The organism is Paenibacillus caseinilyticus, from assembly GCF_027533645.1.
GTDB lineage: Bacteria > Bacillota > Bacilli > Paenibacillales > NBRC-103111 > Paenibacillus_G > Paenibacillus_G caseinilyticus.
Map to the genome: position 1 here is coordinate 22,100 of NZ_JAQAGY010000008.1, position 25,599 is coordinate 47,698.

Genomic DNA, 25,599 nt, shown 5'->3' on the forward strand with positions numbered 1-25,599 from the left:
TGCTATTTTCTTGTGCGGAACAGCCAGTTCATGGTAAGCAGCGTAGCCGTAAGCCCCAGAAGGGATACGAATAGGAGGTAGTCGCGCACCGTATGAATCGGACCGACCGAATACATGAACGGCTCGTTAAAGCCCTTCAGCGAAGCAACGGCGGTCGGCATGGAATGCACGTTCATCGACTCGCCGCTCCCGGATGCCGCGGCCACCGGATCACCGATGCGTCCGAAGATGGACGCTTCCATCGCTTTATGATGCTGCGCGGCAGGATCGGCATTCAGTGAGAGGAAGAACGTGAACAGGAAAGCTGCAATACTGAGTCCGATGAGCGCCGTTACATTGCGCCGCAGTTTGCTCGAAAAGTCGTACAGCCTCTCGCTTACAGGCACACGCCAGGACTCGTCCGCATAAATGCGGCTCATTACGTTCGACGATACGGATACCGCCGGTCCGGGCAGCTCCCCCTGCCCTGCCGCCGTTCGGATCAGCTCCGTGCTCTCCTGCCAGATCTGGAACTCTTCGGCACAATCCGGGCAGAAGCGGATATGATGGTCCACTTGCTCGCGGCCCGGATCATTCTGCGGCAAGTCCCAATATATACCAAGCCATTCATGGATGTCTTCACATTTCATCGGCCATTCATCCCCTCATACTCCTCAAAAATAGGTTCAAGAAAGTATGGTTCCAACTGAAGCTTCACGCTGGCCCGGGCCCGGAATAACAAAGATTTCACTGAACTGACCGTTTGGCCGAGTATGTTCGCAATCTCCTGGTAGTCGAGCTGGTCGTATTCCCGCAGAATCAGCGCGGAACGCTGTTTCTCCGGCAGATTGTTGATCGCATCCCGGACGAGTGAGACTTTCTCGTTGCGCAGCACCGTCTGCTCCGGCAGCGTTTCAATCGACGTTTGAGGCGTATATCCGCTTTGCTCCAAAGAAACCTTCGTATTCTTATGTTTGCGCAGTTCGCTGAGCACGGTATTGCGCGCAATCGTGTAGAGCCAGGTGGAGAAGGTGGCCTCCACTTCCCTGAAGGAATGCAGACTGCGGTAAGCCTTGTAGAACGTCTCGTTGCACAAGTCTTCCGCCATCGACTCCATCTGGGAGCTCTTCAGCATATGAAATATAAAAGCGAGAATCTTGCGCTCGTAGCGGCGCATGAGTTCATCGTATAGTTGGACGTTGCCGTCTTTGATCTCTCGAATCAACTGGGAATCGGTCATGCCGAAGCGACCCTCCTTGAACAATCCTGCTTACTCCCAGCGATGCTACTCATTGTACTGCATGGGGAGTAGAAAAGTTGCGCGTATTCTTAAAAATAATTAGGAAGAAATCGCACCGCTGTTCAGAAGAAATTTCTGGTTACAGTACTTGCCCTCTATAGTTTCGATGCGAAGCACGAAAAATCCTGCTTTCTCGACATGTTTCTTGGAATTACCAAACGGGCAGGGAGCCGGGTGGGGAAAAGCGCCGCTTTCAAGCTATGCCGTACAGACAAAAAAAAGACCGCCTGAGTAAATCAGGCGGTTGCACATAGTGCCATTATTCGGATAGGAGTGGAGAGAAACCATACTGTACTTTTATTATATGTATACGGTTACAATAAGTCAACACTTTTTTTTGAAAACGTTTCCCCCTAATTTTGAAATTATTCTCCCACTGGCAGGCTGTTCCCCTTCAATAGAAAAAAGAAGACTACACGTGAACCGCGTAGTCTTCTTTGAGAAGTTCCACCGCATGATCCATGTGGTGTTCCTCCCGGAAGGACAGCCGGAGTACGCCCGGAACGTCTTCCCTGCTCTCGATAATCTGGATATTGCTGAGATTCACCCGGTTGCTGCCGAGCAGCGTGGTAATCTGCCCGATGATGCCCGGATGATCCGGCACTTCGATATAAATGTCGTAGAAGGAATGAATGACGCCTTTGCGGCGCTCCGGCAGCTCGCTCCGGAATGTATTGGCAAGCTGGAACTCCCGCTCGATCCCTGTGCCGTCTTCCTCCTCTAGCAGGGAGATGAACGAGGCGATCTCCTGGTTCCAGTCCTGCAGGAGCTGCAGCACTACCCGCTTGTTGTTGATGAGAATATCCCGCCAAATAATCGGGTCACTCGAAGCAATCCGCGTAATGTCGCGGAAGCCTCCGGCGGCCAGATCACGGTACAGCGGGTTCGATTCGTTATACTTCGCAATCTGATTGACCAGTGCAACGGCGATGATATGAGGAAGATGCGAGATCGCGCCGACGATCTCGTCATGCATCCCCGCCTCTACTTTGACCAGCTGGGCTTTCGTATGCTGCAGTAAGGCCGTGAGCCGCTCGTACGCCTCCGCGGGCGTATCCTGCTCCGGCGTCAAGACATAGAACGCATTCTCGAACAACAGCGACGAGGCGGCCTCTACACCCGACTTCTCCTTCCCCGCCATCGGGTGCCCTCCGATAAAGCATGCTCCGGCAAGCTGAAGCTTCGAGGCGCAGGCGGACACCGACGCCTTCGTGCTGCCTACATCGGTAATGATGCAGCCCGCTTTGAGCGGAAGCGAAGCCAGCCTGTGCAGGTATTCCTCCAGGTTGCCTACAGGTACACAGAGGAAGATGAAGTCCGCATCCGCTGCCGCTTCTTCGAATGAAGTCGTAGCATGGTCGACTACTCCACGCCTCATGTATTTGGCGACCGAAGCGGGATTGCCGGAATGGCCGACTACCGTCAGGCCCGGTTTGCCTTTGAAGCACAAGGCAAGGGAACCTCCAATGAGCCCCACGCCGTAGATTGCAATTTTCGTCATGAAACCGCCACTTCGCCAAGTACCGCTTCCAGCGCCTTCAGGAACTTCTCATTCTGTTCTTCGCTGCCTACGGTCACGCGGATCTTCGTCGGGTAGCCCCAGCTTGGATCGTGGCGCACAATAATCCCTTTGCGCAGCAGCGACTGGAATACATCGGCGCCCGGACGCGCCACATCGACCATGACAAAATTGCCGTGAGCTTCGTAGTAGGCAAGTCCCAGCTTGTCGAAAGCGGCATTCAGCTGCCGGATGCCCTTCGCATTCGATTCACGGCAGCTCTCGATGAACGCTTGGTCGTTCACTGCGGCCAAGGCGGCCTTCTGGGCGAACCCGGTCGTGTTGAACGGCTCGCGTACCTGATTCACCGAACGGATCAGATCGGGGTGGCCTACGCCGAAGCCGATCCGAAGGGAAGCCAGTCCGTAAATCTTGGAGAATGTGCGCAGCACCACGATGTTATCGTATTTCTGCAGTAGCGAGATGCTGTCTGGATATTCGCCGGTGACGTTGTATTCCGCATAGGCTTCGTCCAGAACCACCATGACGCGGCTCGGCACCGCTTCGAGGAACGAGATGATTTCCGCTTCGCTGAGCATGGTGCCGGTTGGATTATTCGGGTTGCAGAGCCAGACGATCTTCGTCTTCTCGTTCACCTTGGAGAGCATCGCCTGCAGATCGTGCTTGCCTTCTTCATCCACAGGCACTTCAATTACGGCTGCTCCCTCGATCTCCGCGTTATGCTTGTACTGCGGGAACGTCGGGAAGGCCGTAATCGTTTCGTCTTCCGGCGTCAGGAACGCACGGGCGATCATCAGAATCACTTCGTCCGATCCGGCTCCGAAGATGATCTGATTCGGCTTTACGCCCAGCTGCTCCGCTACCGCGGCCGTAAGGTCCACAGCCCCGCCGTCCGGATAGATGCTTGCTTGGTCGACAGCCGACACAATGGCTTCTTTCGCCTTGGGCGAGCAGCCGAACGGATTCTCATTGGAAGCGAGCTTGATGACTTCCGTCAAACCGAGCTCCCGCTTTACTTCATCCATCGGTTTACCTGGCTGGTATACCGGCAAATGTACTATATTTTTTTTGGGCTGCATTTGAACTGTCACCTCGTCCTACGATTTCAGGGTCCGTGCGATACCGGATCCGGTTCCCACTAATGTACGCACAAAATCATGAATTTGCAATAGCCCTTCTTGACGAGCCTCCGGATCGGTCAATAGAGGCAGGGCGGCTTCCACCGTCCGTACCAACGCGCTGCCCACTACGATCCCGTCGCAGATCCCGGAGAAGCGCGCCACTTGCTCCGGTGTCGAGATGCCGAAGCCGATGGAGACCGGCAGAGTTGTCGCCCCTTTGACGGTGCTTAAGAACTCGTCGATCCCGGCATGGAATTCGGTGCGTGTCCCGGTCACCCCGAGCGAGGAGACACAGTAGACGAAGCCGCTGGCGCGGGAGGCAATGCGCTGCACCCGCTCCCTGGAAGTCGGGGCGACCAGCGGAATCAAGTGGATACCGTGCCGCTCCGCGAGCGTCCGCACCTCTTCATCCTCTTCCATCGGCAGATCCGGGATGATCATCCCGCTGATGCCGCTCTCCTCCAGAAGAGGAAAAATCCGCTCGAGGCCGGTCTGGAGCACCGGATTATAGTAAGTAAACAGGATGAAGGGAAGTTCGCTGCCTTCTTCCCTCGCTGTCTTGGCTGCACTGATCACATCAAGAATCGAAATCCGGTTCGCCTTGAGCGCGCGCATGGAGGATGCTTGAATGACAGGCCCGTCCGCCAGCGGATCGGAATAAGGGACGCCGAGCTCCACCATGGAAGCACCGGCTTTCTCCAGCTCATGGATGATATCGACAGAGGTGCGTACATCCGGGTCGCCGATGGTCAGGAACGGAATGAACGCAGTGAGCTCTTGCTCCCGAAGCTCGGCGAATTTGGCGTCGATCCGGTTCATTGAACTTCAGCTCCTTCCATATGGCTCATAATCGTATGCACATCTTTGTCACCGCGTCCCGACAGACTGACAACAATGATCTGGTCTTGGCCCAGCTTCGGCGCGCGCTTGATCGTCTCTGCGATGGCATGGGCACTCTCGAGTGCCGGGATAATCCCCTCCAAGCGGCAGAGCAGCTTCAAAGCTTCCATCGCTTCACTGTCCGTGATCGGCACGTATTCGGCACGCCCCGTATCCATCAGATGGGAGTGTTCCGGCCCGATCCCCGGATAGTCGAGGCCTGCGGAGATCGAATGAGCCTCCTGTACTTGGCCGTACTCATCCTGAAGCAAATAGCTGTAGGAGCCTTGGAACACGCCCTTGCTTCCCTTGGTCATCGTCGCCGCATGCTTCTGGGTATCGACCCCGTGTCCGGCCGCTTCTACCCCAACCAGCTTCACGCCCTCATCACCGATGAATGGATAGAACATGCCGATCGCATTGCTTCCACCGCCGACAGCAGCTATCACCGTGTCCGGCAGACGGCCTTCCGCCTCCAAGATCTGTCTGCGAGACTCATCCCCGATAATGCGCTGGAAGTCACGGACCATCATCGGATAAGGATGGGGCCCGGTTGCCGATCCTAGAATATAGAACGTATCTTCCACATGGGAGACCCAGTAGCGGAGCGTTTCGTTGCAGGCATCCTTGAGGGTACGCGTACCGGAGGTCACCGGTACGACCTCGGTGCCGAGCAGATTCATCCGGAACACGTTCAGCTGCTGCCGCTTCATGTCTTCCTCGCCCATGAACACCTTGCACTCAAATCCAAGCAGGGCGGCTACGGTAGCGGTCGCCACGCCATGCTGGCCGGCACCCGTTTCGGCGATGATTTTGGTTTTGCCCATATATTTGGCGAGGAGCCCTTGCCCGAGCGCATTATTAATCTTGTGCGCACCCGTGTGGTTGAGATCTTCCCGCTTCAGGTAGACCTTGGCGCCGCCCAGGTGTTCGGTGAGCCTTCCCGCATAATAGAGCGAAGTAGGACGCCCGGAATACCGGTGCAGCCAGTAGGTCAGCTCCTCTTGGAACTTGTCATTTTGGGTATAGGTCTTGAAAGCATCCTCAAGCTCGATCAAAGCATTCATCAGCGTCTCGGGAACATAACGTCCTCCGAACTTGCCGAAGCGCCCGAATTCATCCGGTCCGTTAAACAAAGTCTCTCACCCTTTCGACAAAGCTTGCGATTTTAGCCAGATCTTTGACCCCATCCGTCTCCACGCCGCTGGACACATCGACGCCGTCCGGTGCGTAAGCTCCGAGCAAGTCCCCTACATTGTCCGGCTGCAGTCCGCCGGCTACAAGCAGCGGAATGCCGGCTTCCCGGCACCATGCCTGATAGGCAGGAATGGCCTCCCAGGCGAACGTCTTGCCCGAGCCGCCGCCGTATACGGGATCGAACGTATCAAGCAGCATGCCGTCCACCGCATCCCGGTACGGTTCCAACTGGAGGGCCGCCGCTGCCTCTCCCGCTCTCTCCGACTCCTGGACAAGGTCGCCGGAGCCTTCCGGAGCCTTTAAGGTGAATACCTTGCAGATGTTCACCTGCGGCCAACGCTCTTTGACTTCCCTGCAGAACGTCGGAGTCTCTACTCCGTGCAGCTGGATCACATCCAGCCGGGCCTTCGCCAGCACGTCAGCCAGCTCGCCAAGTGTAGGATTGACGAACACGCCTACAGCCTGGGGCCGATGTGTAGATGTTAACGGAACGCTGCGGAGGGCGCCGATCAGCTCCCCCGCCGTCTCCGGCGTCACTTGACGCTTCGAGCGCGCAAATACAAACCCGATATAATCCACAGGCAGACGGCTTACCTCTTCCACATGGGCAAGGGTTTGCAGTCCGCAAATTTTGACTAGAGCCATCTCTACAGCTCCTTGGAAGCGGAAGCTCCCGGCCTGATCCCGAGCAGCGCGTCTACCGCGCCTTCTACGCTCTCCTGCCTCATGAAATGCTCACCCACGAGCACAGCCTGCGCACCGACCGACTCCAGGTAGGCGATCTCCTCGCTTCGCGAGATCCCGCTTTCGCTGACCACCGTAACTTGCTTCGGAATATGCCGGATCAGGGCTTCGGTCGTACCGAGATCCGTAACAAAGGTATGAAGATTGCGGTTATTAATGCCCACCATCGTGGGGGATAAGGACAAGACGCGGTCGAGTTCTTCTTGGTCATGCACTTCAATCAGGACATCGAGTCCAATGCTCCGAGCCACTTCCTGGTATTCACGGATTTGCTCCGTCGTCAGTATGGCGGCGATGAGGAGGATGGCATCTGCTCCGATACAACGTGCTTCGTAGATCTGATAAGGATCAATCGTGAAGTCCTTGCGCAGCAGCGGCACGTTCACCGCTTCCCGCACGCGGGTCAGATAAGCGTTCGCCCCCTGAAAATACTGCTCATCGGTCAACACCGAGATGCAGTCGGCTCCGGCCCGCTCGTATGCCTTGGCGAGTTCGACCGGCTCGAAATCTTCGCGGATCAGCCCTTTGGAGGGGGACGCTTTTTTCACTTCGGCGATGAGCCCCATATTCCGCTGCCGCCCTGCACCGAGCGTCCGCTCGAACCCGAGGGTTGCCGGCAGTCTCCCAATGATCTTCTCCATTGCGGCGATGGTCGTGCGCTCCTTCAGAGCGGAGACTTCCTGCTTTTTCGTCGTTACGATTTGATCAAGAAACATGGCTCACTTCTCCCGTACAGTGGACTAGTTGCTGAAGCTTCTCCTGCGCGCGGCCCGAATCAATCACGGACGCCGCCATCTTCACGCCTTCCTGGAGTGTTCCGGTCAATCCCGTCACGTAGAAGCAGGCACCGGCATTCGCAAGCACGATCTCCCGCGGGGCGCCCGGCGCCCCTGCAAAGATGCTCCGCAGAATTTCCGCATTCACTGCCGCGTCGCCGCCGGAGATCTCTTTCTGCGTATACGTGCGCAGTCCGAGCTCATCCGGCGAGATTTCGAACGTGCGGATCTCGCCGTCCCGAAGCTCCGTCACCTGAGTCGAATCCGAGATCGAGATCTCATCCAGCCCGTCGAAGCTCGCTACTACCAGCGAACGCTTCACCCCCAGCGCTTGCATCACATGCGCAATCGTCTCGGTCTTGCCCCTGTCGAAGACCCCGAGCACCTGACGGTCCGCACCCGCCGGGTTGGTCAACGGGCCGAGTAGATTGAACACGGTACGGAAGCCGAGCTCCCGGCGTGAGGCAGCCACATAGCGCATCGATTGGTGGTAGTTCTGGGCGAACATAAAACAGATGCCCACTTCTTGCAGACAACGGGCCGCCTGCTCCTCGCCGAGCTGGATGTTCACGCCAAGCGCCTCCAAGACGTCGGCGCTGCCGCTCTTGCTCGACATCGCCCGGTTGCCGTGCTTCGCTACGCGGATGCCTCCGGCCGCTGCTACGATGGCCGAAGCCGTCGAGATATTGAACGTGTCCGCCCCGTCCCCACCCGTACCGCACGTATCGAGCAGATTCTCCCGCTCGGTCCGGACCCGGCCTGATTTGGCACGCATGACATCGGCGAATCCCGTAATTTCCTCAATGGTCTCTCCCTTGATGCGAAGACTTGTGAGCAGCGCGCCGATCTGCGTCGGCGTCGCTTCCCCTTCCATAATCACGGACATCACGTCTGTGGCCTCGGCCCTCGACAGATGCTCCCCCGCAATCAACTTGTGCAGCGCTCCCTGCACACTCAGCTTCTCATGTTCCATGATCCTCTGCTCCCCTCAGCTATACTCATCTGCCCGGTAATTGGCAAGCCGCGAACCGGGTGCTTACTGGTAATAATCTTGATTGATCAGTGCATATTCGCTCGTCTTCGAGGCAAAGACCTGTTCTGCGGTTCGGATTGACTTCAGCATGCCCTTCGCCTTATTCACCGTCTCTTCGTATTCGCTCTCCGGCACCGAATCCCACACAATCCCGGCTCCGGCCTGCACATAGGCTTTGCCGTTCTTGAAGATGATGGTGCGGATCGTAATGCACGTATCTAGATTCCCCGAGAACCCGAGGTAGCCGATCGCACCGGCATAAGCACCGCGCGCCTCATGCTCGAGCTCGGCGATAATTTGCATCGCCCGGAGCTTCGGCGCGCCGGAGACCGTTCCCGCAGGAAGGCAGGAAATGAATGCATCGTAGAAATCCTTATCCTTGGCTAGCTTACCGGATACGTTCGAGACGATGTGCATGACATGCGAATAGCGTTCGATCTGCATGAAGGTATCGCATTTCACCGAGCCGAACTCGGATACTCGGCCAATGTCATTGCGTCCGAGATCGACGAGCATCAGATGCTCCGCACGTTCTTTCTCGTCGGCGAGCAGCTCCTGCTCCAGCCGCAGGTCTTCTTCCGGTGTACGCCCGCGAGGGCGGGTTCCTGCGATCGGACGGGTCTGCACCTTCTCGTCTTCCACACGCACCAGCGCTTCAGGGGAAGTACCGACAATGACCTCGTCATCCATCTTGAGGCAGTACATGTAAGGCGATGGATTCATGGTCCGCAGAATCCGGTATACCTGCAAGGGAGAGACTTTCGTCTCGATCTCAAAGCGCTGGGATAGCACCACTTGGAAGATATCGCCGGCCCGGATATACTCTTTGGCTTTCTCCACATTGGAGATAAACTGCTCTTTGGTCAAGTTGGAGCGGACTTCCCCCAGCTCCACGTCATCCGGGATCGCCTGGTGTGACATCGACAATGCGGGAATCGGACGCTTCAACCGTTCGACCGTTGCTTCAATCTTCGCGCAGGCTGCTTCATAGGCCTCTGCGATTTCCGCGTCCGTAGCCTGAGGAGGAATATGTACGTTCGCAATCATTTTCAGCTGCTGCTTGAAGTGATCGAACACGATCACCTGATCACAGAACATGAACTGAACGTCGTTCATTCCCAGATCATCATGACGATGGGCGGGAAGCTTCTCATAATATTGAAGCAGATCGTACCCGAAGAAGCCGACCGCACCGCCCGTGAAGCGGGGCAGACCGGGGAGTGACGGACTGCGGTATCCGCGGAGATAAGCTTTCAGCACATCCACCGGCTTCTCACGGAGAGTCTTCTGCCCCTGCGGCCCGTCAATGGTCGTTAGACCGTTCTTGGAGCGGATCATCATGAAAGGATCCGTGCCGATGAAAGAATACCGGGCCCATTTCACGCCGCCCTCCACACTTTCGAGCAGGAACGCCATCGGCTCCTCATAAAAGTGCTGAAACACGCGGATCGGGGTTTCCGTATCGGCCATTAGGTTGCGCACAACGGGAATTAGATTATACTCCTTGGACAAGCGGATGACTTCCTGCAGTTCCGGTGAATACATACTGCATCTCTCCTCTACTCGGGCTCTTCTGGAATCTTGCTCACTGTTCTCGGCAATAAAAAACGCCTCTACATAAATGTAGAGGCGGCTGTCAGTCGAAAGGGATGGATTGCTCGAATGGCACGGACAACCGGTGGTGCGGACAGCAAGAAATAGGCATGAAAAATGCTCTTCCGGCTCTGTCCTGCAACGCTCTGGCTCCGCTAATGGTACTCCACTCATCTCATCTCAACTGATCTCATACTCGGCTCTACTCTGCTCTTCCGTCCTTCTTCCGACTCGATCCGAAAGAAGCTGCGGCTAATTTCAACTATACTGCCTCTATTATGATTTTGTCAAATCCGGACGCAGCCGCATCGCTTCCCGAAGGTAAACGTGAACGATCTCATCCTGCTTTTTCTCCGTGTTCACCATGACCATGAAGCGGATGCACTTCGGCAGACTTCCCTCAACGGGAATCTCCAACGAACACATCAGTGGCACAAGCGTCCAATCCTGCATCTGCCGGATCGTCTTCGCCGGGAAAGCAGCAGTCAGATCCGGTGTAACCGTAATAAATACGCCGGCAATTTCTTCCGGCACAATCCCGTTCTCAAGCACGATCTGATGTAGCAGCTCGGTCGTAGCGCTCAGGATCTCGTTCTCTTCATTGTGTTCTACAGTAATGGCACCGCGAATTCCCCGTACAAACATCGTCAGTCCTCCCGTTTCAGCTCGTCCACAATCTCCCGGACCCTACTAGGCTCCACATTCTTGTTGATCTCCACTTTCCCGATTGCCACAGGAACGATATACACCATCCGGCCTTCGCCGAACTTCTTGTCGTGCATCATCGCGCGCATGATCGCATCGGTATCCATATGGGCGGGAATCCGGACAGGCAATCCGAACTTCTCGAAGATCCGCTCCGTTACCGTAAGGATCTCCTCCGGATGCCCGAGGCTGACGGACAGCTTGGCCGCCCCGACCATCCCGATGGCGATCGCTTCCCCGTGAGTCAGCTCACCGTAACCCGCTACGGCTTCGAGCGCATGGCCAATCGTATGGCCCAGGTTCAAGATTGCCCGCAGGTCGTTCTCCCGCTCATCCTGCGAGACTACGGCCGCTTTCACGCTGCAGCCTTTGTAGAGGCCGTACTGCAGCGCCTCCACATCAAGTGCGACCAGACGCTCCGCATTCGCTTCGCACCACTGTGTGAACTCCGCATCCCAGATCAATCCGTGTTTGATCATCTCCGACAAACCGGAGCGCACATCCCGGTCCGGCAGCGACTGCAAGGTCGCGGTATCGTAGAGCACCATCTCCGGCTGATGGAACGCACCGATGATGTTCTTCGCCAGCGGGTGGTTCACCGCCACCTTGCCCCCGACCGAGCTGTCATGGGCGAGGATCGTCGTAGGCACCTGGACGAACCGGATACCGCGCATATAGCTGGCTGCCACGAAGCCCGCCAGGTCCCCTACCACCCCGCCGCCCAAAGCGACGATGGTGGATTTGCGGTCGAGTCCAGCCTCCAGCGCCGCTCCGACAATATCCTCGAGCACCGCGAGGGATTTGGACTTTTCTCCTGCGGTTACCGTATAGGAAGCAGCTTCGTACCCTGCAGCCTGCAGACGCTGAACGGCCTTCTCCAGATAGTGCGGGCCTACATGAGCATCGGTCACGATCAGCAGCGGCGATCCCTTGCTGATCCCGTGCTTCTCGAAGTACGACGCAATATTATCCAGCAGCCCTTCGCCGATATAGATCGGATACGACCGCTGGCCAAGATCTACTGTAAGTTCCTTGATCATAGCCCGTTTCTCCCCGCTTCCGAAGTTAGGTTGATTGCATACCGTTGTCTTAGTACGCCTTGACCTGCTCCAGATAGCTCTCATAGTTGCGGCGGATCTCTTCGATGGAATCTCCGCCGAACTTTTCCATGAATGCGTTCGCCACTTCCCAAGCGATCACATTCTCCATGATGACGCCTGCGGCAGGCACCGCACACGTATCGGAGCGTTCGACCTGTGCCGTGAACGTTTCCTTCGTGTCGATATCCACGCTTTGAAGCGCTTTGTACAGCGTCGATATCGGTTTCATCACGCCGCGGACTACGATCTGCTCTCCAGTCGTCATCCCGCCTTCGAAGCCTCCTGCGCGGTTCGTCGCGCGGTAGAATCCACGGGCTTCGTCATGCAGGATCTCATCGTGGACGGAGGAACCGCGGCGCTCGGCTGCCTCGAAGCCGATCCCGAATTCCACGCCCTTGAAAGCCTGGATGGACAGGACGGCCTGAGCGATGCGTCCGTCGAGCTTGCGATCCCACTGTACGTGGGAGCCGAGGCCCGAAGGGATGCCCTCGATGATGCACTCCACGATACCGCCCAGCGTATCCCCGTCATCCTTCGCGGCATCGATCGCAGCAATCATTCGCGCTTCCGCTTCCTTATCCGTAACACGCAGCGGAGACTCCTCCGTGATGGCGATCAGCTCATCGATCGGAAGCTCTTGGCGCTGTACTTCCACTTCGCCGATCCGGATGACTTGCCCGGCCACCTTGATGCCGAATTCCTTCAGCAGCTCGCGGGCCATGCCTCCGACCGCAACGCGCATCGTTGTCTCTCTCGCACTGGAACGCTCCAGAATGTTGCGCAGATCCCGCTGGTTATATTTCAGACCGCCGTTCAAATCAGCGTGTCCCGGACGGGGACGATTCACGCGGCGTTTACTCTCGTCGCTGCCTTCGATCGGCTCGATATTCATAATCGATGTCCAATGCTTCCAGTCATTATTCTCCACCACAAGCGCGATCGGCGCACCCGTAGTCTTGCCGTGGCGCACACCGCCGACAATGTTTGCCGTGTCCTTCTCGATCTGCATTCTACGGCCCCGGCCGTATCCTTTTTGGCGGCGGGCAAGCTGGAAGTTCACCGCTTCGAAATCAATATTTACATTACTTGGAAACCCTTCAATGATGGCCGTCAGCTGTGGGCCATGCGTTTCACCTGCTGTTAAGTATCTCATGCATGTATTTTCCCCTTTCGTCCAATCCCTGTTGCTCACGCGCGTTCGGTACCCGGACGCTTTAGCGCTTTTATGTACTCATGTGCTCATTATAGTATACGTCCCACGCTTTGACAAGAAAATGCAAGAATCGCCGCGTTTAAAAAGCGAGAAAGATGGGTATAACGCATGTGCTCTGCCTGGAAATCGCTTCCGCTTCCGTATCCTCCCCGGATTCCTAGCTACCGAGCCAGGCCGCTTATGAGACTTATGGACATCCCTTACATCCCCTCAAATCCGCGGATATAAAAATACGCTGCCAAGGCTCTCAGCCTTGACAGCGTATGTAGACGTCCCGCCAGTAAGGTTACCCGCTGACCGGTTGATGTTTGAGCGCACGTTTGTCCTTGGCATCAGTCTCGTTCATCAATCCCAGAATATGCGGTGAGTCGATGCCGAGAATTTGGGCGCATTCCTGCATCGTAATGAACCCTCTGCGGTAAGCGGTGATGACCTTGCGTTTGTCCATGGGAATCCTCCTGAGGTCACTGGTACGGCTTTCGCCGCACAGCGAAACTATGGCACTATTCTTAGTATGGGATTCCCTGGCAGGGTTTATTCGTGCTATTTACCGGTTTTGCGGTAGAAGAACGTTTCGGCCGAATCGAGCCCGTACTGCCCCGGGCTGAAGATCTGCTCCGTGCTTCCGACGAAGAGAATGCCCCCCGGCTTGAGCGCGTTCGCGAATTTCTGATAGAGCACATGCTTTGCTTCTTCCGTAAAATAAATCATCACGTTGCGGCAAATGATGAGATCGTAACCTGTGTCGAACGTATCGGTTAGAAGATTGCCCTTTTGGAACTTGATCGCCCGCTTAAGCGTATCGGCAATATGGAACGTCAAGTTTTCCTGACGGTAATACTTCTGAAGATATTTGGAAGGCACGTCACGGACCGAACGGTCCGAGTAGACGGCTTTCTTCGCCTTCTCCAACGCCCCGTCATCGATATCGGTTGCCGTAACGGAAGACTCCGCGAGCACCCCGAGCTCTGCCAGAATCATGGCCAGCGTATAAGGCTCTTCCCCTGTCGAGCAGGCGGCACTCCAGCACTTCAGCTTACGCGATTTGTGAATCATCTCGGGAATGAACTTCTGCTCAAGCACTTCCCAGCGGTTCGGGTTGCGCCAGAATTCAGAGACATTGATCGTCATGCGGTCCAGAAATTCATAGAACAGTTCCTTGTCCTTCGTCATCGCTTCGAAGAAAGCAACGAAGGTAGGATAGCCTTTTTTCATCCGCAATGTGGCCAGACGCCGGCGCATCTGTGCTTCTTTGTACTGTGCAAGATCAATGCTGGTATAATCCTTCACTTTCTTTACAAAGGCCAAAAAATCCTTGTCATCATCCATACCCGTCACCCCGCCCTCGCTTAGATCCAGTTTTGTATGGTTTTGGTGTACGTGACCAGTTCTTCCGGTGCAAAATAATTGGCAATTTCGCGTTCGGCGCTCTCCGGCGAATCCGAGCCGTGAATCAGGTTCAGGTTCGTGTGCACGGCAAAGTCGCCCCGGATCGTGCCCGGAAGGGCTTCTGTCGAATTCGTCTTGCCGATCATGGTACGGGACAGCGTAATGACATCGTCCCCCTGCCATACCATGGCGAATACCGGTCCGGAAGTGATAAACCGGATGAGGTTATCATAAAAAGGCTTCCCATGGTGCTCGGCGTAATGGCGCTCCGCCTGTTCCTTGCTGACCTGAAGCAGCTTTGCGGCCACGAGCTGGAATCCTTTGCGCTCGAACCGGCCCATAATCTCTGCAACAAGCCCCCGCTGTACGCCATCCGGCTTCACCATCAAAAATGTCTTTTCCATATTATGATCTCCTCTCAACACTACTATATAATCCACTTATTGGGAGAGATCTTTCGAAAAGACGTGCCTCCAGAGAGTTCAAAGGCGGTGAAGCAGCAGCTTGTCCCGTTAGGGCGTCAAGCGATCCAGGCACGCCATTTCGAACCCTCTCTCCTCAATAAGAGCGATTCCCCACGAAATGAGCTATGCTCACCAAATCTTTCTTCGCTTGGATGTTCGGCAATCCGTCCAAAGAGCGGATCGCTTTGTCTATGTAGGTCGAAGCCATCCGCTCGGCACGCGTGATGCCGTCGCTGGCGCGGATGATATCCAGAAAACCACGCACATCGGTTTGTCCGTCGCAAGCCTCGATGCGGGCCAGTTCTTCCTGCAGGTGCGGCCGGAGCTGCGGGTTCTGCAGAGCAAAAATGACGGGGATCGTGATGTTCCCCTGCTTGATATCGCTGCCGGGGGGTTTGCCGATCACTTTCTCGGTTCCGCAAATATCGAGCAGATCGTCCCCGATCTGGAACGCCATGCCGACGTAGTAGCCGAAGTTGTACAGCTTCCGGGCATCGCTCTGCGAGGCCCCGGCGGCCATGGCCCCGAGCTGACAGGAGACGGCAAGCAGAAGGGCCGTCTTGCGCTTGATACGCAGCAAGTAATCCCTTACCCGCTGCTCCGGGTGGAAGAAAAAGCGGATCTGCTCCATCTCTCCGATGCTCATCTCGACGAGTGCGTTCGACATGACTTTATGTATGGCCGGGTCCGGCAGCTTCGTCACGATGCTCAGCGCTTTCGCGAAGATATAATCCCCCGTGTACATGGCGATCCGGTTATCCCACTTGGAGCGGACCGTGAGCTGCCCGCGGCGGGTCTGGGCATCATCGATCACGTCATCATGTACGAGCGACGCCATATGAATCAGCTCCAGAGGTACCGCCACGTGCTTGATCTTGGCGAGATCGTAGGTACCGAACTTGGCGCCAAGCAGCACGATGACCGGGCGAATCCGCTTTCCTCCGGCTTTGAGAAGGTGCAGGGACGCTTCGCGCAGCAGGGGATGATCCACATCAATGCTGCGCTCGAGCTCCTTCTCAATGAAGCTGATATCTTTCTTCAGTTTTGCATATAAATCAAGCAGTTTCATTCCGTCACCCGTACTGTGTTTTATCGTTGATCCGTAGGGCTGCCGGACTATACCGGCTTCCCTATTCTAGTGAGGCGTCCCCCATCTTCGGTAAAGCTCGTGCTCGATTTCCATACAATCCAATACTTTACCCACCATAAAATCAATCAAATCATCCATGGTCTGAGGCCCTTGATAAAATGCAGGCATGGCCGGAATGATCCGGACGCCAAGCTTCGCCAGCTTGAGCATATTCTCCAGATGGATCGCATGCAGCGGCGTTTCCCTCGGCACCAAAATGAGCTTGCGTCCTTCCTTCAGCATCACATCCGCTGTCCGCTCAAGAAGGTTATCCGACGCTCCGCTCGCTATTCCTGACAGGGTCCCCATCGAGCAGGGGACTACGATCATGCCCTTGGTACGGAAGGAACCGCTGGCCGTCTTGGCTCCGATATCCCCGTTCGGCACATAGTCGAGCGTCCCTTGTCCGGACCCGAGGGAGAACTGCTTCTCCAGCGTCTCCGGGCGGCGTGAGGTATCCCACCCGAGCTCTTCCTTCAGCACGCGCCACCCCGCGTCCGTGACGATCAAGTGGACATGCTCGCCGATTTCCAGCAGATACCTGCAGAGCCTTACGCCATAGGCGGCACCGCTGGCGCCGGTAATGCCGACCACCCACGGCTTGCTCATCCCACGTGCACCGCCAGGTCGATCAAGGTGAAGGCGAAGACGGCGATGCTCAGTGTGCTGTTCATCGTGAAGAAGGCTGTATTGACCCGGCTGAGATCGTCCGGCTTGACGATAAAATGCTCATACATGAGCAGAGCGTATGAGACAAGTATTCCCAGAAGATATACCCAAGTCAACTCCGTTAGGAAAAACAGGCTGATCAACCCGGCCGCGGTAACGATATGGAACCAACGGGCGATCTTCAGCGCCTTCACGACACCGAAGCGGCTTGGAATCGAATGCAGTCCCTCTTTGCGGTCGAAGTCCACGTCCTGGCACGCATAGATGATATCGAAGCCCGCCAGCCAAAATATGATGGCCACATAAAACACCAGCGCAGCCAGTGAGAATTCGCCGGTTACGGCTACCCAACCTCCGAGCGGAGCAAGAGCTACAGTCATGCCGAGGATCAGATGGCATGCCCATGTGAAGCGTTTGGTGTAAGAGTAGAATACCAGAAAGAATACCGCGACCGGCAGCAGCTTCACCGCCAGAGGACTCAGATGAAAGGCTGCGTAGAACAATAACAGAAACGAGATGATAATAAAAATAATGGCTTCTTTGGAAGAAATCAGGCCGGCGGGAATCGCCCGCATCGCGGTACGCGGGTTCTTCGCATCGAAGACTTTATCCACGACACGGTTCAGCCCCATCGCTGCGCTTCTTGCCCCCACCATGGCCAGCAGAATCCAGCCGATTGTGGCCCATGACGGCAGTACGCCGTCAACGACCACTGAACCCAGAAGAGCTCCCATGAAGGCGAACGGCAGTGCGAACAAGGTGTGTTCGATTTTGATCATTTCCATGAAAATTCGGGTCTTTCTCCACATAACGGTTCAATCTCCCTTGGATGCAGTGGTCGCTGCCGGTTTGCGCCCGGTATGAAGAGCTGCGATTCCCCCGGTCAGCGGATAGGCTTCCACTCCGCTCAGTCCGGTCCTGCGGAAAATGTCCGCGAGCTGCTTATGATCCGGAAATTGAATCAAAGATTCCGGAAGCCATTTGTACTGCTCGTAACTTTTGGCGATCAGCTTGCCGAGGAGCGGCAAGACCCGCTGGAAGTAGAAGTAGTAGATGCCTTTGAACGGCTGCCATGTGGGCTTCGACAGTTCCAGCGAGACCACCAGCCCCCCCGGTTTGACCACGCGCTGCATTTCCTCGATGACCTTAACGAGGTCCGGCACATTGCGCAGTGCGAAACCAATGGTCGCATAATCGAAAGTATTGTCTTCGAACGGCAGCTCCATTGCATTGCCGCGGATAAGACGGATCTGCTTGTCCAGTCCGAGGTGTTCGATTTTGTCCGCGCCCACATCCAGCATATTCTGCGAGAAATCAAGCCCTACCATCGCCCCGCTGCCCGAAGCTTCCGCAAGCGAGATCGTCCAATCGCAAGTTCCGCAGCAGATATCGATAGCCGTGCTGCCGGGCCGGACATTCATCTTCTTCATCGTAAAGTTTCTCCAGGCTTTGTGCCGGCGGAAACTCAGGATGTCGTTCATGAGATCATACTTCGGCGCGATGCTCTCGAAGACGGAATGAACGAATTGTTCTTTGTTTTTTCCCTGGGACTTGTTCCCGGATGTACTTTGCATACGTTAATGTCACCCCTACACTTCCTGCGTTGCCCGCGGAGCAGACAAGTAATGCCGGATCGGTTCGCCGATCGCGAACATTTCTTCCTGCAGAGAGCTGGATTCCATGGCCTGAACGGCATCCTGCAGTTCTTTCATGCAGGCTTCGAGCAGGGCATACAGCTGTGATGTCACATGGTACTTTAACCAGATCGCCCGAACCTTAGCCGGATCCGGCCGGTCCAGACGCAGCAGCTTCTGCTCTTCCCTCGAGCCGACTTGCAACACATGCCAAAAACCCCAGCTTTCCCGGTACTGCTGGGATGATAAGGAGCGGGAGATTTCCTGCAAAAGCAATTCACAGCGCGTAAAGAAGCGCAGCATGCGTGGCCAAATGCCTTTCTCCGGGCTCTCATCAAGCAGCTCCGTAAAGGATAGGAACACCTGGATTTTCGCTTCCACGGACTGCGCAATATAATCCTCCGCCGTCATCCCCGGTCCCTTCATCCTGAGATACAAATCCATTTTGAGCCGGTTCGCTTCGCAGATCGCGGCGGATAAGATTCCGATAAGATCGATACGGCCAGCATGGGAGAGCAGATGGTAAAAGCGCGAGGAGAAGTAGTCGCCTGCCAGGACTTTCAACTGACGGGACCGTGCCGCCTTCTGCTCCTTGACATCATTGGTCACGCTGACCATATCATGCGTATCGAGCCCGAGCTGGACCAGCGACGTCACCAAGGCATACAGCTCGCTGTAACCGGCGAGGGTGCCGTGATTATTGAGAAAAGCATACAGCAGCCGGGTTCGAAACTCAGGGAACAGCGGCAGGTCCGTATGCTTCTGGATCATGTCGTAGTCCAAATAATGCTTGGCGATCTCCGGAATCCGATAAGTAGTCATATGTAAGCCTCCGAACCGTAAACAAATCTCTGTTCTCCAATCCAAACTATTATAGCACAACAGGATTTGTTTCGCATTGTTTTCACGTCAGCTTTTCTGTCTGTCCCGCTCCTGCCACTTAGGGGTATAGGTGGTCCGGTAATGCGTCTCGAGATACTGCTGGATCTCTTCCGTACTCATGGGATGAAGTTTCGGCTCGTTCGGAAGCCATTTCTCCCGGCGGGCATCTGTGGCGATTAAAGGTCCCTGCGAGCCTTCTTTATCTTGGGAGCCGTCCAGCACACGGACGAGTACTTGGTTGATGTTGGTCGATGCGCCGAACAGCACCTTCGGGATTTCGTAGAGGTCTTGGAGCATGTCCGCCTTCTCCGTCGACCTCGCGGCCAGCAGGTCAACCGAGACGATCGCGTGGCTGACCTCCACCCGGCGGATCCGCAGATGCAGCTTCATCCCGGATACGACATCCACGATCGTCGCTTCCGTAACCGGCCTGGCCCCGCTCGAGCGGAATACGGCAGCGGTCTGATCCAGTTTCGAAACATAAGCCAGCAGCATGGCAACGGCCACCGAAACGGCCGTAATGATAAAGACACGGGGAGCCCATTTCACTCCAGGAACGCTTCCTTCCTTGACCGATTTGGGAGATCTGCAACCTCTCTCGCGATGACCCTGTCCTTATCATTGTACAACGAAAAAAAGCAGGCTATGCCTGCGCCTCTCCGAAAAATTATTCCTGCGTGTCGACGCTGCCCACCTTCGTCATTACGGAAGCCTTGCCGCGGATTTTGATAGCCGATGTATGCTCGGTGAATTGGCAAATCATCACTTCGCCCTTATCCAGCTTTTCCGTATGATGGAAACGGGTATCCTGCCCCCGGGTCAGACCGATCACCTGAACGCCGTTCTCCTTGGCTTTGATGACAATATAATCATTCTGATTCGGTTCCATATCGTTCATTCCTCCGTTCTCTGTGCAAGCCCAAGCTCCTCTTCATCATGCAAAAAAATGCCCGCCCTGTCAACTTGGAACGCGTAGGGGTACCGTGCCTCCTGCAAAAGAAAAAGACACCGATTCGACGGTGTCTCTCTCATGGTCGGAGTAGCGGGATTCGAACCCACGGCCTCACCCACCCCAAGGGTGCGCGCTACCAGACTGCGCCATACCCCGAATTCGTACGGGTGCCATGCATTGGCATACGATGTGTCCATGATACAGGAAGATTATGTATGGTATGCTGATTGCTTTGGCGAAATTTATTATAGCACGCCCTATCTTCTTCCTGCAATACTTCTCCCCGTATATTAAAAAAAACACCCGGTCCCCGCAGGGGCCAAGTGCCTTTGTTCCGTACGATCTATTTGGGAGCCGGAGCTCTTATGTAGATGAAGTGCCAAGATTACTGAATGCCGTCCTTGAGTGCCTTGCCTGGTTTGAAGGCAGGAATTTTGCTCGAAGGGATTTCGATCTCTTCGCCGGTTTGCGGGTTGCGGCCTTTACGGGCGGAACGCTCACGAACTTCGAAGTTGCCGAAGCCGACCAATTGGACTTTGTCCCCGCCCTGCAGCGCTTCGGAGATCGCCTCGAATACGGCCTCAACCGCTTTCGTAGCATCTTTCTTGGACAGTTCAGCGGATTCGGACACCTTGTTGATCAAATCGGATTTATTCATGGAATTCACCTCCCCTGCTGATAGGATGCTGTTATTTCCTTTGTTGGCTGTTTCACCGAAAAATATACATGGAATCAGGGTTTTCGCCAGTCAAATCAAGATTATAGTAATACAGGACTAACGCTTTTTCAAGTCAGAACGCAAAAAAATGCACCCGCTGGAGTGCATTTTCGCAAATCGTCACGATTTAGCGCCAAATTTGTTCGAATTTATCTCTCTTTGTCGAAAATCGGCTTCTTACAAAATGATGGCGATCAAACCGCCCGAGCCTTCGTTGATAATCCGGCCAAGCGTCTCCTGCAGCTTGTATCGGGCATTGTCCGGCATCATCGCCAGCTTGCCTTGGATGCCTTCGCGGACGATCGAATGAAGGGAACGGCCGAAGATATCGGATTCCCAGATCTTCAGCGGGTTGTCCTCGAAGTCCTGCATGAGATAGCGCACGAGCTCTTCGCTCTGCTTCTCGGTGCCGATGATCGGCGAGAATTCGGATTCCACATCGACCCGGATCATGTGGATCGATGGCGCAGTCGCTTTCAGCCGGACGCCGAATCGTGCGCCCTGCCGGATCAATTCCGGCTCGTCGAGGGCCATCTCCGCCAGCGTAGGAGGCGCGATGCCGTAGCCCGTCGTCTTCACCATCTCGAGCGCTTCCGCAAAGTGGTCATACTCCCGCTTCGCATGCGTGAACTCCTGCATCAGCTGCAGCAGATGATCCTTGCCCCGGATCTCTACGCCGACCACTTCCATCAGGATGCGGTCGTACAGCTCGTCGGGTGCATACAGATCGATCTCCGCTACACCCTGCCCCATGTTCATGCCGGCCAGCGCCGCTTTATCGATGAACTCGTATTCCTCGAAGGATCCTACTACCCGGTCGACATCGCGAAGTCTGCGGATATCCTGCACAGTCTCGCGTACGGAGTTCTCAAAGGAAGAGCGGAGCCAGTGGTTCTCTTCCAGCACCATGACCCAGCTTGGAAGGTTGACGTTGACTTCATGTACCGGGAATTCGTAGAGCACCTCCCGCAGAACGGATGTCATGTCATCTTCGTTCATGTTCGCCACACTCATCGCTACGACAGGCACATCGTGTTTGGCCTGCAGCTCGCTGCGCAGCTCTGCCACCGCATCGCTCTGCGGCTTGGTGGAGTTGACAATGACGATGAACGGCTTGCCGACCTCCTTCAGCTCGCCGATAATCCGGTCTTCGGCATCCACGTAGGATGCCCGCGGAATTTCGGCGATCGAGCCATCGGTCGTAATCACCACGCCCAGCGTAGCGTGTTCCTGGATGACCTTGCGCGTGCCAATCTCCGCCGCTTCCTGGAATGGGATCGCTTCGTCGAACCAAGGCGTATTGATCATCCTAGGCCCGCTCTCGTCTTCGTATCCTTTGGCCCCCTCGATGACATACCCTACACAGTCTACCAGTCTGACATTGACGTTCAGTCCTTCAGCCACATGCAGCTGCACTGCATTATTCGGTACGAATTTCGGCTCCGTCGTCATGATCGTCCGTCCGGCCGCACTCTGCGGAAGCTCGTCAGTAGCGCGGACCCGGTCGGCTTCGTTCTGAATGTTCGGCAGCACCACCGATTCCATAAAGCGCTTGATGAATGTCGATTTTCCCGTACGGACCGCTCCAACGACCCCCAGGTAAATATCCCCGCCAGTACGCTCTGCAATGTCCTTAAAGATATCTACTTTCTCCAATGAGAATCCCTCCTACAGGTTGTTTAAGACGAAACTCGTACATGCTTTGGACTAGTACAAATATATGTATGACACAGCGAATTATGATGCCGGCCGCCACAAATATCTTTTTCTCTGCCCTTCCGCAGCGCTACTTCGTCCCACACGCCCTTGACTCATCCCAAACAACTATATGAGCGGGAAGCGGAGGATATTCAATATCTATAATAAAAAACTCTACCACCCGGACCCCGGATGATAGAGCGTAGACTCAAATAACGGTTAGTCGTGAAGCGTCCCGCTCGGGACAGGACTGCCGTCCTGCCACCGGTACGGAGCCGATCTTGCCGGCACAAAGTACGATTCCTGGACCAGCAGCTCCCGAAGGTCCTGCCGGCTGTCGAGCTGGCTCTGAAGCCCCTTCTTGTCGATCAGCCGCATGATCTCCGGCGCGTAGTCGATCACGACTTCGCCGCCTTCGGTCAAGAGGAGCGGCAGCAGCATCGAGCGGGTGTAGACGCTGGGCACCTCCAGCTGCGCCCGGTTCAGCTTGCCGTAATCAATCTGGTAGAACCCCGGAGCGGAAGCTTCACCGAACGGCAGGGCACCGTTTTGGATTTTGTACGAATCCACATCCCGTTGAAGCTCGAGGACATGCTGGAACGAAGGGATGTCCATCATTTTGACGGTAGGCTTCGTCTCCACGTCCACGAGAACGTAGGTAGCGGTCCCCCCCTTCTCGAACGCGTTGGAGGGTACCTCGCTCAAGTAACGCCCCTCGAGCTTCTTAAAGTCAATCGGGTATTTCTCATAATGCGGCGTCGTCTCCGTGCTGTTCTTAATAGGGAGAACACCGGTCTTGGCTTTATACTCGTCGATCGCATTCTGCACGACAGGGAGGTACTCGCCGCTGGCCGCCTGATTCTGCTTTCGCATCTCCTTGGGATAGAGACAGCCGCTGAGCAGCACGCAGAGCAGGAGCAGCGCCCCCAGTCTTACCGGATAGTTCATTACCAGTCCTCCTCCTGCCCTTTCTCGAGTTGTTTGCGGATCGCCGCCTTCAGCGGATCTTCGGGAATCTCGACGCTGACGGTTCCCGTTACTTTGGCTTGGCATGCCAGACGGAACCCTTCTTTCTCTTGGCCGCCCAGCTTCAAACGTTCATTCTTGCCGGGCTCCGCCAGTCCGGATTCTAATCCTTCCGGTATACGCACCTTGCACATCAGGCAGGCCGCTTTCCCGTCACACCGGGTCCGGATGGTCACCCGGGCCCGCCGGGAAGCATCCAAAAGACTGGTACCCGGCCTTACCGTTACCTTCTTGCCGTCCGGCAGGAAAGTCACTTCCGCATTCATGCTCATCCCCCTGCCTCTCCATTCCAAGGAATCCGGCCCAGCACGGCCCGGCAATAAGCGGCAGCCTCTGTGCCGAACCAGTTCCGTGACAGCAGGTCCGACAGCGCTGCAAGCTCTCTCGGATCCTGTCGGCTGCGCAGAACGGCAGCGATCGCTTCATACCGGTCCGGCCGGCCGCGCAGCAGATTGAACAGCAGCTCATGTGCCAAGGGCATAAGCGCCGTCTCGATCCCCTGCCCGATGTCCAACAGAAGGGCATGCTTCGCGCGCAGGTAATCCGCTTCCACACAGTACCGGCTCACAGCAGTACGGACCTCGAAGGCCCCGACGAGCTCGACAGCCACTCCTGCAATCTCATAATGGCTGAGGATCGAGCGGTACATCCCCGTCTCGCTCTCCTCCTGCAAGTCCGTAGACCAAGGCAGCAGCGCTTGATGGAGCAGAGCCGCAGCCTCCTTGTCCGCATAGAGGTCGAGGTCCCGGGGCGGAGCTGCCAGCGGAACGTCCTGCAGCAGCAGCCCCGTGCTTCCTCCGATCAGCCAAGAGGCGCCGAGCCCTCTGCTTCTAGCCCCAATCTCCTGCAGGGCAAGACTCAGCGGACCCTCCACCCGGGAATATATATCGGTATCGTTTTGTCTCATGAACGGCTACACCCTTACTCTTGAAGTTGCGCTTGATGCATGAATCGGTCATTCAAAGTCTGTCAGAAATAAGGCTTGTGCGCGACGGTAACATCGCCCTCGCTTCGAATCGCGGCCTGGCAGCCAAGCCGGAATCCCTGCTCCAGCTCGTCCTCCCCCAGATTGTCCAGCTCCTCATCCGTAGGCGCATTCAGGAACTCTGCTCCTTCCTGCACCTGGCACCGGCATCTGGAGCATGTCCCCCGCAGGCATGAGAATCCCCATTCCACCTCGGCCTTCAGCGCCATATCCACAATCGTGAACCCGGTGACCAGGCTCACGGTCTTCGTTCCCCGTTTTCCTTTCAATGTTAACATAGGTCTGGCTTCTCTCCTCACAGCAATGATGCGAACATATAAAGCAGAATCGGAATGAACATCAGGAAAGCGACCAGCGACAGAATGAACCGAAGGGCTCCCTGGGTCCGGGATCTCGCGAATGAAATCAATAGCGAAGCAGCTACCATCAAGCCGATCGCAATAAAAGATGCCCACATTTTGTCAAGCGGCGACATAAGTTCCAACCCCTGTATCTCTGATTCGTAAAGTCGTAAAGCTCTTATTCTCCATCATATCACAAAAAAAGCACAAGCGCGCCTTCCGGCCGCTTATGCCACGGAATTGTAACCTCTTACTTCTTCATGATCATCTTCATCAGCTGTTCCATATTGCTCGTGTTCATCTTGCTCGACTTGATGGCCTGAATCAATTCGTTCATCGTCTGATCGGACACCGGAACGTTCACGAGGCTGGATACCTGCTTGATGAGCTGCTTCAGCTGCGCATCGCTCTGCACTGTAGTAGGCTTCACGCCGCTCGCCAGTTTATAGATATCCTTCTCGGACACGTTCTTGCCGGTCTTCTTCTTCACTACGTTCAAAACGTCCTTGGGCATGTTCTTATTGCCAGACATCTTCCCTCAATCCTCCCCGGA

General features: G+C 55.6%; 31 protein-coding genes and 1 tRNA gene. All 32 read right to left on the reverse strand.

The features are described 5' to 3' along the window. Window positions 1-2: 2 nt before the first annotated feature. Window positions 3-629 (reverse strand): anti-sigma factor family protein, encoded by a 627-nt coding sequence (locus O9H32_RS13605; RefSeq protein ID WP_269866652.1) that lies wholly within the window; start codon window positions 627-629, stop codon window positions 3-5. Then, window positions 626-1,219 carry an RNA polymerase sigma factor gene (locus O9H32_RS13610; protein WP_269866653.1) on the reverse strand — a complete coding sequence of 198 codons (594 nt, stop codon included), beginning with the start codon at window positions 1,217-1,219 and terminating at the stop codon, window positions 626-628. Before O9H32_RS13610 ends, O9H32_RS13605 begins: the two co-directional genes overlap by 4 nt. 472 nt (window positions 1,220-1,691) lie before the next feature. Then, window positions 1,692-2,780: a prephenate dehydrogenase gene (locus O9H32_RS13615; RefSeq protein WP_269866654.1), complete on the reverse strand. Its 1,089-nt coding sequence runs from the start codon at window positions 2,778-2,780 to the stop codon at window positions 1,692-1,694. Beyond that, window positions 2,777-3,877, reverse strand: a complete 1,101-nt coding sequence (hisC, locus tag O9H32_RS13620; protein ID WP_269866655.1) for a histidinol-phosphate transaminase — start codon at window positions 3,875-3,877, stop codon at window positions 2,777-2,779. The genes O9H32_RS13615 and hisC overlap by 4 nt, the downstream gene beginning before the upstream one ends. Before the next feature lie 18 nt (window positions 3,878-3,895). Beyond that, the gene (gene trpA, locus O9H32_RS13625) at window positions 3,896-4,738 is read right to left on the reverse strand and encodes a tryptophan synthase subunit alpha (protein ID WP_269866656.1); all 843 of its coding nucleotides are present in this window, start codon (window positions 4,736-4,738) and stop codon (window positions 3,896-3,898) included. After that, window positions 4,735-5,934 carry a tryptophan synthase subunit beta gene (gene trpB, locus O9H32_RS13630; protein ID WP_269866657.1) on the reverse strand — a complete coding sequence of 400 codons (1,200 nt, stop codon included), beginning with the start codon at window positions 5,932-5,934 and terminating at the stop codon, window positions 4,735-4,737. The genes trpA and trpB overlap by 4 nt, the downstream gene beginning before the upstream one ends. After that, window positions 5,927-6,640, reverse strand: coding sequence for a phosphoribosylanthranilate isomerase (locus tag O9H32_RS13635; RefSeq protein ID WP_269866658.1), 714 nt, complete (start codon window positions 6,638-6,640; stop codon window positions 5,927-5,929). The genes trpB and O9H32_RS13635 overlap by 8 nt, the downstream gene beginning before the upstream one ends. 2 nt (window positions 6,641-6,642) lie before the next feature. Further along, window positions 6,643-7,455 carry an indole-3-glycerol phosphate synthase TrpC gene (gene trpC / locus O9H32_RS13640; RefSeq protein WP_269866659.1) on the reverse strand — a complete coding sequence of 271 codons (813 nt, stop codon included), beginning with the start codon at window positions 7,453-7,455 and terminating at the stop codon, window positions 6,643-6,645. Further along, the gene (gene trpD / locus O9H32_RS13645; protein WP_269866660.1) at window positions 7,445-8,488 is read right to left on the reverse strand and encodes an anthranilate phosphoribosyltransferase; all 1,044 of its coding nucleotides are present in this window, start codon (window positions 8,486-8,488) and stop codon (window positions 7,445-7,447) included. The genes trpC and trpD overlap by 11 nt, the downstream gene beginning before the upstream one ends. Window positions 8,489-8,551: 63 nt before the next feature. Then, window positions 8,552-10,093 (reverse strand): anthranilate synthase component I, encoded by a 1,542-nt coding sequence (trpE, locus tag O9H32_RS13650; protein ID WP_269866661.1) that lies wholly within the window; start codon window positions 10,091-10,093, stop codon window positions 8,552-8,554. Between the two features lie 324 nt (window positions 10,094-10,417). Then, the gene (gene aroH, locus O9H32_RS13655; protein ID WP_269866662.1) at window positions 10,418-10,786 is read right to left on the reverse strand and encodes a chorismate mutase; all 369 of its coding nucleotides are present in this window, start codon (window positions 10,784-10,786) and stop codon (window positions 10,418-10,420) included. A 2-nt stretch (window positions 10,787-10,788) separates the two neighbouring features. Next, entirely contained in the window at window positions 10,789-11,886 is a 1,098-nt protein-coding gene (gene aroB / locus O9H32_RS13660) for a 3-dehydroquinate synthase (protein WP_269866663.1), read from the reverse strand. 49 nt (window positions 11,887-11,935) lie between these two features. Next, window positions 11,936-13,099 (reverse strand): chorismate synthase, encoded by a 1,164-nt coding sequence (gene aroC, locus O9H32_RS13665; protein WP_269866664.1) that lies wholly within the window; start codon window positions 13,097-13,099, stop codon window positions 11,936-11,938. A gap of 346 nt (window positions 13,100-13,445) precedes the next feature. After that, entirely contained in the window at window positions 13,446-13,607 is a 162-nt protein-coding gene (locus O9H32_RS13670; RefSeq protein ID WP_269866665.1) for a hypothetical protein, read from the reverse strand. 95 nt (window positions 13,608-13,702) lie between these two features. Beyond that, entirely contained in the window at window positions 13,703-14,488 is a 786-nt protein-coding gene (locus O9H32_RS13675) for a CheR family methyltransferase (protein WP_269866666.1), read from the reverse strand. A gap of 20 nt (window positions 14,489-14,508) precedes the next feature. Next, window positions 14,509-14,952, reverse strand: coding sequence for a nucleoside-diphosphate kinase (gene ndk / locus O9H32_RS13680; protein WP_269866667.1), 444 nt, complete (start codon window positions 14,950-14,952; stop codon window positions 14,509-14,511). Window positions 14,953-15,106: 154 nt separating this feature from the next. After that, window positions 15,107-16,081 carry a polyprenyl synthetase family protein gene (locus tag O9H32_RS13685; protein WP_269866668.1) on the reverse strand — a complete coding sequence of 325 codons (975 nt, stop codon included), beginning with the start codon at window positions 16,079-16,081 and terminating at the stop codon, window positions 15,107-15,109. Between the two features lie 66 nt (window positions 16,082-16,147). Next, window positions 16,148-16,750: a UbiX family flavin prenyltransferase gene (locus tag O9H32_RS13690; RefSeq protein ID WP_269866669.1), complete on the reverse strand. Its 603-nt coding sequence runs from the start codon at window positions 16,748-16,750 to the stop codon at window positions 16,148-16,150. Further along, window positions 16,747-17,619 (reverse strand): UbiA-like polyprenyltransferase, encoded by an 873-nt coding sequence (locus O9H32_RS13695; RefSeq protein WP_269866670.1) that lies wholly within the window; start codon window positions 17,617-17,619, stop codon window positions 16,747-16,749. Before O9H32_RS13695 ends, O9H32_RS13690 begins: the two co-directional genes overlap by 4 nt. 6 nt (window positions 17,620-17,625) lie before the next feature. Continuing rightward, window positions 17,626-18,384: a demethylmenaquinone methyltransferase gene (locus tag O9H32_RS13700; RefSeq protein WP_269866671.1), complete on the reverse strand. Its 759-nt coding sequence runs from the start codon at window positions 18,382-18,384 to the stop codon at window positions 17,626-17,628. 15 nt (window positions 18,385-18,399) lie between these two features. Continuing rightward, complete coding sequence (locus O9H32_RS13705; RefSeq protein WP_269866672.1) at window positions 18,400-19,266, reverse strand: heptaprenyl diphosphate synthase component 1; 867 nt, start codon at window positions 19,264-19,266, stop codon at window positions 18,400-18,402. A gap of 87 nt (window positions 19,267-19,353) precedes the next feature. Next, on the reverse strand, window positions 19,354-19,875 hold the full coding sequence (locus O9H32_RS13710) for a hypothetical protein (RefSeq protein ID WP_269866673.1): 522 nt from the start codon (window positions 19,873-19,875) through the stop codon (window positions 19,354-19,356). A gap of 118 nt (window positions 19,876-19,993) precedes the next feature. Beyond that, the gene (mtrB, locus tag O9H32_RS13715) at window positions 19,994-20,215 is read right to left on the reverse strand and encodes a trp RNA-binding attenuation protein MtrB (protein ID WP_269866674.1); all 222 of its coding nucleotides are present in this window, start codon (window positions 20,213-20,215) and stop codon (window positions 19,994-19,996) included. 142 nt (window positions 20,216-20,357) lie between these two features. Further along, window positions 20,358-20,434: transfer RNA gene (locus O9H32_RS13720), tRNA-Pro, on the reverse strand. A 229-nt stretch (window positions 20,435-20,663) separates the two neighbouring features. Further along, window positions 20,664-20,936, reverse strand: a complete 273-nt coding sequence (locus O9H32_RS13725; protein WP_269866675.1) for an HU family DNA-binding protein — start codon at window positions 20,934-20,936, stop codon at window positions 20,664-20,666. Window positions 20,937-21,173: 237 nt separating this feature from the next. After that, the gene (gene spoIVA / locus O9H32_RS13730) at window positions 21,174-22,652 is read right to left on the reverse strand and encodes a stage IV sporulation protein A (RefSeq protein ID WP_269866676.1); all 1,479 of its coding nucleotides are present in this window, start codon (window positions 22,650-22,652) and stop codon (window positions 21,174-21,176) included. A gap of 261 nt (window positions 22,653-22,913) precedes the next feature. After that, window positions 22,914-23,642 (reverse strand): hypothetical protein, encoded by a 729-nt coding sequence (locus O9H32_RS13735; protein ID WP_269866677.1) that lies wholly within the window; start codon window positions 23,640-23,642, stop codon window positions 22,914-22,916. Then, window positions 23,642-23,992: a 2Fe-2S iron-sulfur cluster-binding protein gene (locus O9H32_RS13740; RefSeq protein ID WP_269866678.1), complete on the reverse strand. Its 351-nt coding sequence runs from the start codon at window positions 23,990-23,992 to the stop codon at window positions 23,642-23,644. The genes O9H32_RS13735 and O9H32_RS13740 overlap by 1 nt, the downstream gene beginning before the upstream one ends. Further along, window positions 23,989-24,627, reverse strand: coding sequence for a nucleotidyltransferase family protein (locus O9H32_RS13745; RefSeq protein ID WP_269866679.1), 639 nt, complete (start codon window positions 24,625-24,627; stop codon window positions 23,989-23,991). Before O9H32_RS13745 ends, O9H32_RS13740 begins: the two co-directional genes overlap by 4 nt. 62 nt (window positions 24,628-24,689) lie before the next feature. Further along, window positions 24,690-24,983 (reverse strand): 2Fe-2S iron-sulfur cluster-binding protein, encoded by a 294-nt coding sequence (locus O9H32_RS13750; protein ID WP_269866680.1) that lies wholly within the window; start codon window positions 24,981-24,983, stop codon window positions 24,690-24,692. Between the two features lie 17 nt (window positions 24,984-25,000). Continuing rightward, window positions 25,001-25,180: a DUF2768 family protein gene (locus tag O9H32_RS13755; protein WP_269866681.1), complete on the reverse strand. Its 180-nt coding sequence runs from the start codon at window positions 25,178-25,180 to the stop codon at window positions 25,001-25,003. Between the two features lie 116 nt (window positions 25,181-25,296). Next, window positions 25,297-25,578, reverse strand: coding sequence for a stage VI sporulation protein F (locus tag O9H32_RS13760; RefSeq protein WP_269866682.1), 282 nt, complete (start codon window positions 25,576-25,578; stop codon window positions 25,297-25,299). Window positions 25,579-25,599: the final 21 nt, after the last annotated feature.

Excerpts from the sequence above, each read along its gene's own strand:
- O9H32_RS13605 (WP_269866652.1), bottom strand. The coding sequence starts at position 629 with ATGAAATGTGAAGACATCCATGAATGGCTTGGTATATATTGGGACTTG.
- O9H32_RS13705 (WP_269866672.1), bottom strand. The coding sequence starts at position 19,266 with ATGACTACTTATCGGATTCCGGAGATCGCCAAGCATTATTTGGACTAC.
- O9H32_RS13690 (WP_269866669.1), bottom strand. The coding sequence starts at position 16,750 with ATGAGCAAGCCGTGGGTGGTCGGCATTACCGGCGCCAGCGGTGCCGCC.
- O9H32_RS13760 (WP_269866682.1), bottom strand. The coding sequence starts at position 25,578 with ATGTCTGGCAATAAGAACATGCCCAAGGACGTTTTGAACGTAGTGAAG.
- O9H32_RS13670 (WP_269866665.1), bottom strand. The coding sequence starts at position 13,607 with ATGGACAAACGCAAGGTCATCACCGCTTACCGCAGAGGGTTCATTACG.
- trpE (WP_269866661.1), bottom strand. The coding sequence starts at position 10,093 with ATGTATTCACCGGAACTGCAGGAAGTCATCCGCTTGTCCAAGGAGTAT.
- mtrB (WP_269866674.1), bottom strand. The coding sequence starts at position 20,215 with ATGGAACCGAATCAGAATGATTATATTGTCATCAAAGCCAAGGAGAAC.
- aroC (WP_269866664.1), bottom strand. The coding sequence starts at position 13,099 with ATGAGATACTTAACAGCAGGTGAAACGCATGGCCCACAGCTGACGGCC.
- O9H32_RS13610 (WP_269866653.1), bottom strand. The coding sequence starts at position 1,219 with ATGACCGATTCCCAGTTGATTCGAGAGATCAAAGACGGCAACGTCCAA.
- O9H32_RS13745 (WP_269866679.1), bottom strand. The coding sequence starts at position 24,627 with ATGAGACAAAACGATACCGATATATATTCCCGGGTGGAGGGTCCGCTG.
- O9H32_RS13685 (WP_269866668.1), bottom strand. The coding sequence starts at position 16,081 with ATGAAACTGCTTGATTTATATGCAAAACTGAAGAAAGATATCAGCTTC.
- trpD (WP_269866660.1), bottom strand. The coding sequence starts at position 8,488 with ATGGAACATGAGAAGCTGAGTGTGCAGGGAGCGCTGCACAAGTTGATT.
- ndk (WP_269866667.1), bottom strand. The coding sequence starts at position 14,952 with ATGGAAAAGACATTTTTGATGGTGAAGCCGGATGGCGTACAGCGGGGG.
- O9H32_RS13615 (WP_269866654.1), bottom strand. The coding sequence starts at position 2,780 with ATGACGAAAATTGCAATCTACGGCGTGGGGCTCATTGGAGGTTCCCTT.
- O9H32_RS13750 (WP_269866680.1), bottom strand. The coding sequence starts at position 24,983 with ATGTTAACATTGAAAGGAAAACGGGGAACGAAGACCGTGAGCCTGGTC.
- aroB (WP_269866663.1), bottom strand. The coding sequence starts at position 11,886 with ATGATCAAGGAACTTACAGTAGATCTTGGCCAGCGGTCGTATCCGATC.
- trpC (WP_269866659.1), bottom strand. The coding sequence starts at position 7,455 with ATGTTTCTTGATCAAATCGTAACGACGAAAAAGCAGGAAGTCTCCGCT.
- O9H32_RS13635 (WP_269866658.1), bottom strand. The coding sequence starts at position 6,640 with ATGGCTCTAGTCAAAATTTGCGGACTGCAAACCCTTGCCCATGTGGAA.
- O9H32_RS13725 (WP_269866675.1), bottom strand. The coding sequence starts at position 20,936 with ATGAATAAATCCGATTTGATCAACAAGGTGTCCGAATCCGCTGAACTG.
- trpA (WP_269866656.1), bottom strand. The coding sequence starts at position 4,738 with ATGAACCGGATCGACGCCAAATTCGCCGAGCTTCGGGAGCAAGAGCTC.
- O9H32_RS13700 (WP_269866671.1), bottom strand. The coding sequence starts at position 18,384 with ATGCAAAGTACATCCGGGAACAAGTCCCAGGGAAAAAACAAAGAACAA.
- aroH (WP_269866662.1), bottom strand. The coding sequence starts at position 10,786 with ATGTTTGTACGGGGAATTCGCGGTGCCATTACTGTAGAACACAATGAA.
- O9H32_RS13735 (WP_269866677.1), bottom strand. The coding sequence starts at position 23,642 with ATGAACTATCCGGTAAGACTGGGGGCGCTGCTCCTGCTCTGCGTGCTG.
- O9H32_RS13695 (WP_269866670.1), bottom strand. The coding sequence starts at position 17,619 with ATGTGGAGAAAGACCCGAATTTTCATGGAAATGATCAAAATCGAACAC.
- O9H32_RS13755 (WP_269866681.1), bottom strand. The coding sequence starts at position 25,180 with ATGTCGCCGCTTGACAAAATGTGGGCATCTTTTATTGCGATCGGCTTG.
- O9H32_RS13740 (WP_269866678.1), bottom strand. The coding sequence starts at position 23,992 with ATGAGCATGAATGCGGAAGTGACTTTCCTGCCGGACGGCAAGAAGGTA.
- O9H32_RS13675 (WP_269866666.1), bottom strand. The coding sequence starts at position 14,488 with ATGGATGATGACAAGGATTTTTTGGCCTTTGTAAAGAAAGTGAAGGAT.
- hisC (WP_269866655.1), bottom strand. The coding sequence starts at position 3,877 with ATGCAGCCCAAAAAAAATATAGTACATTTGCCGGTATACCAGCCAGGT.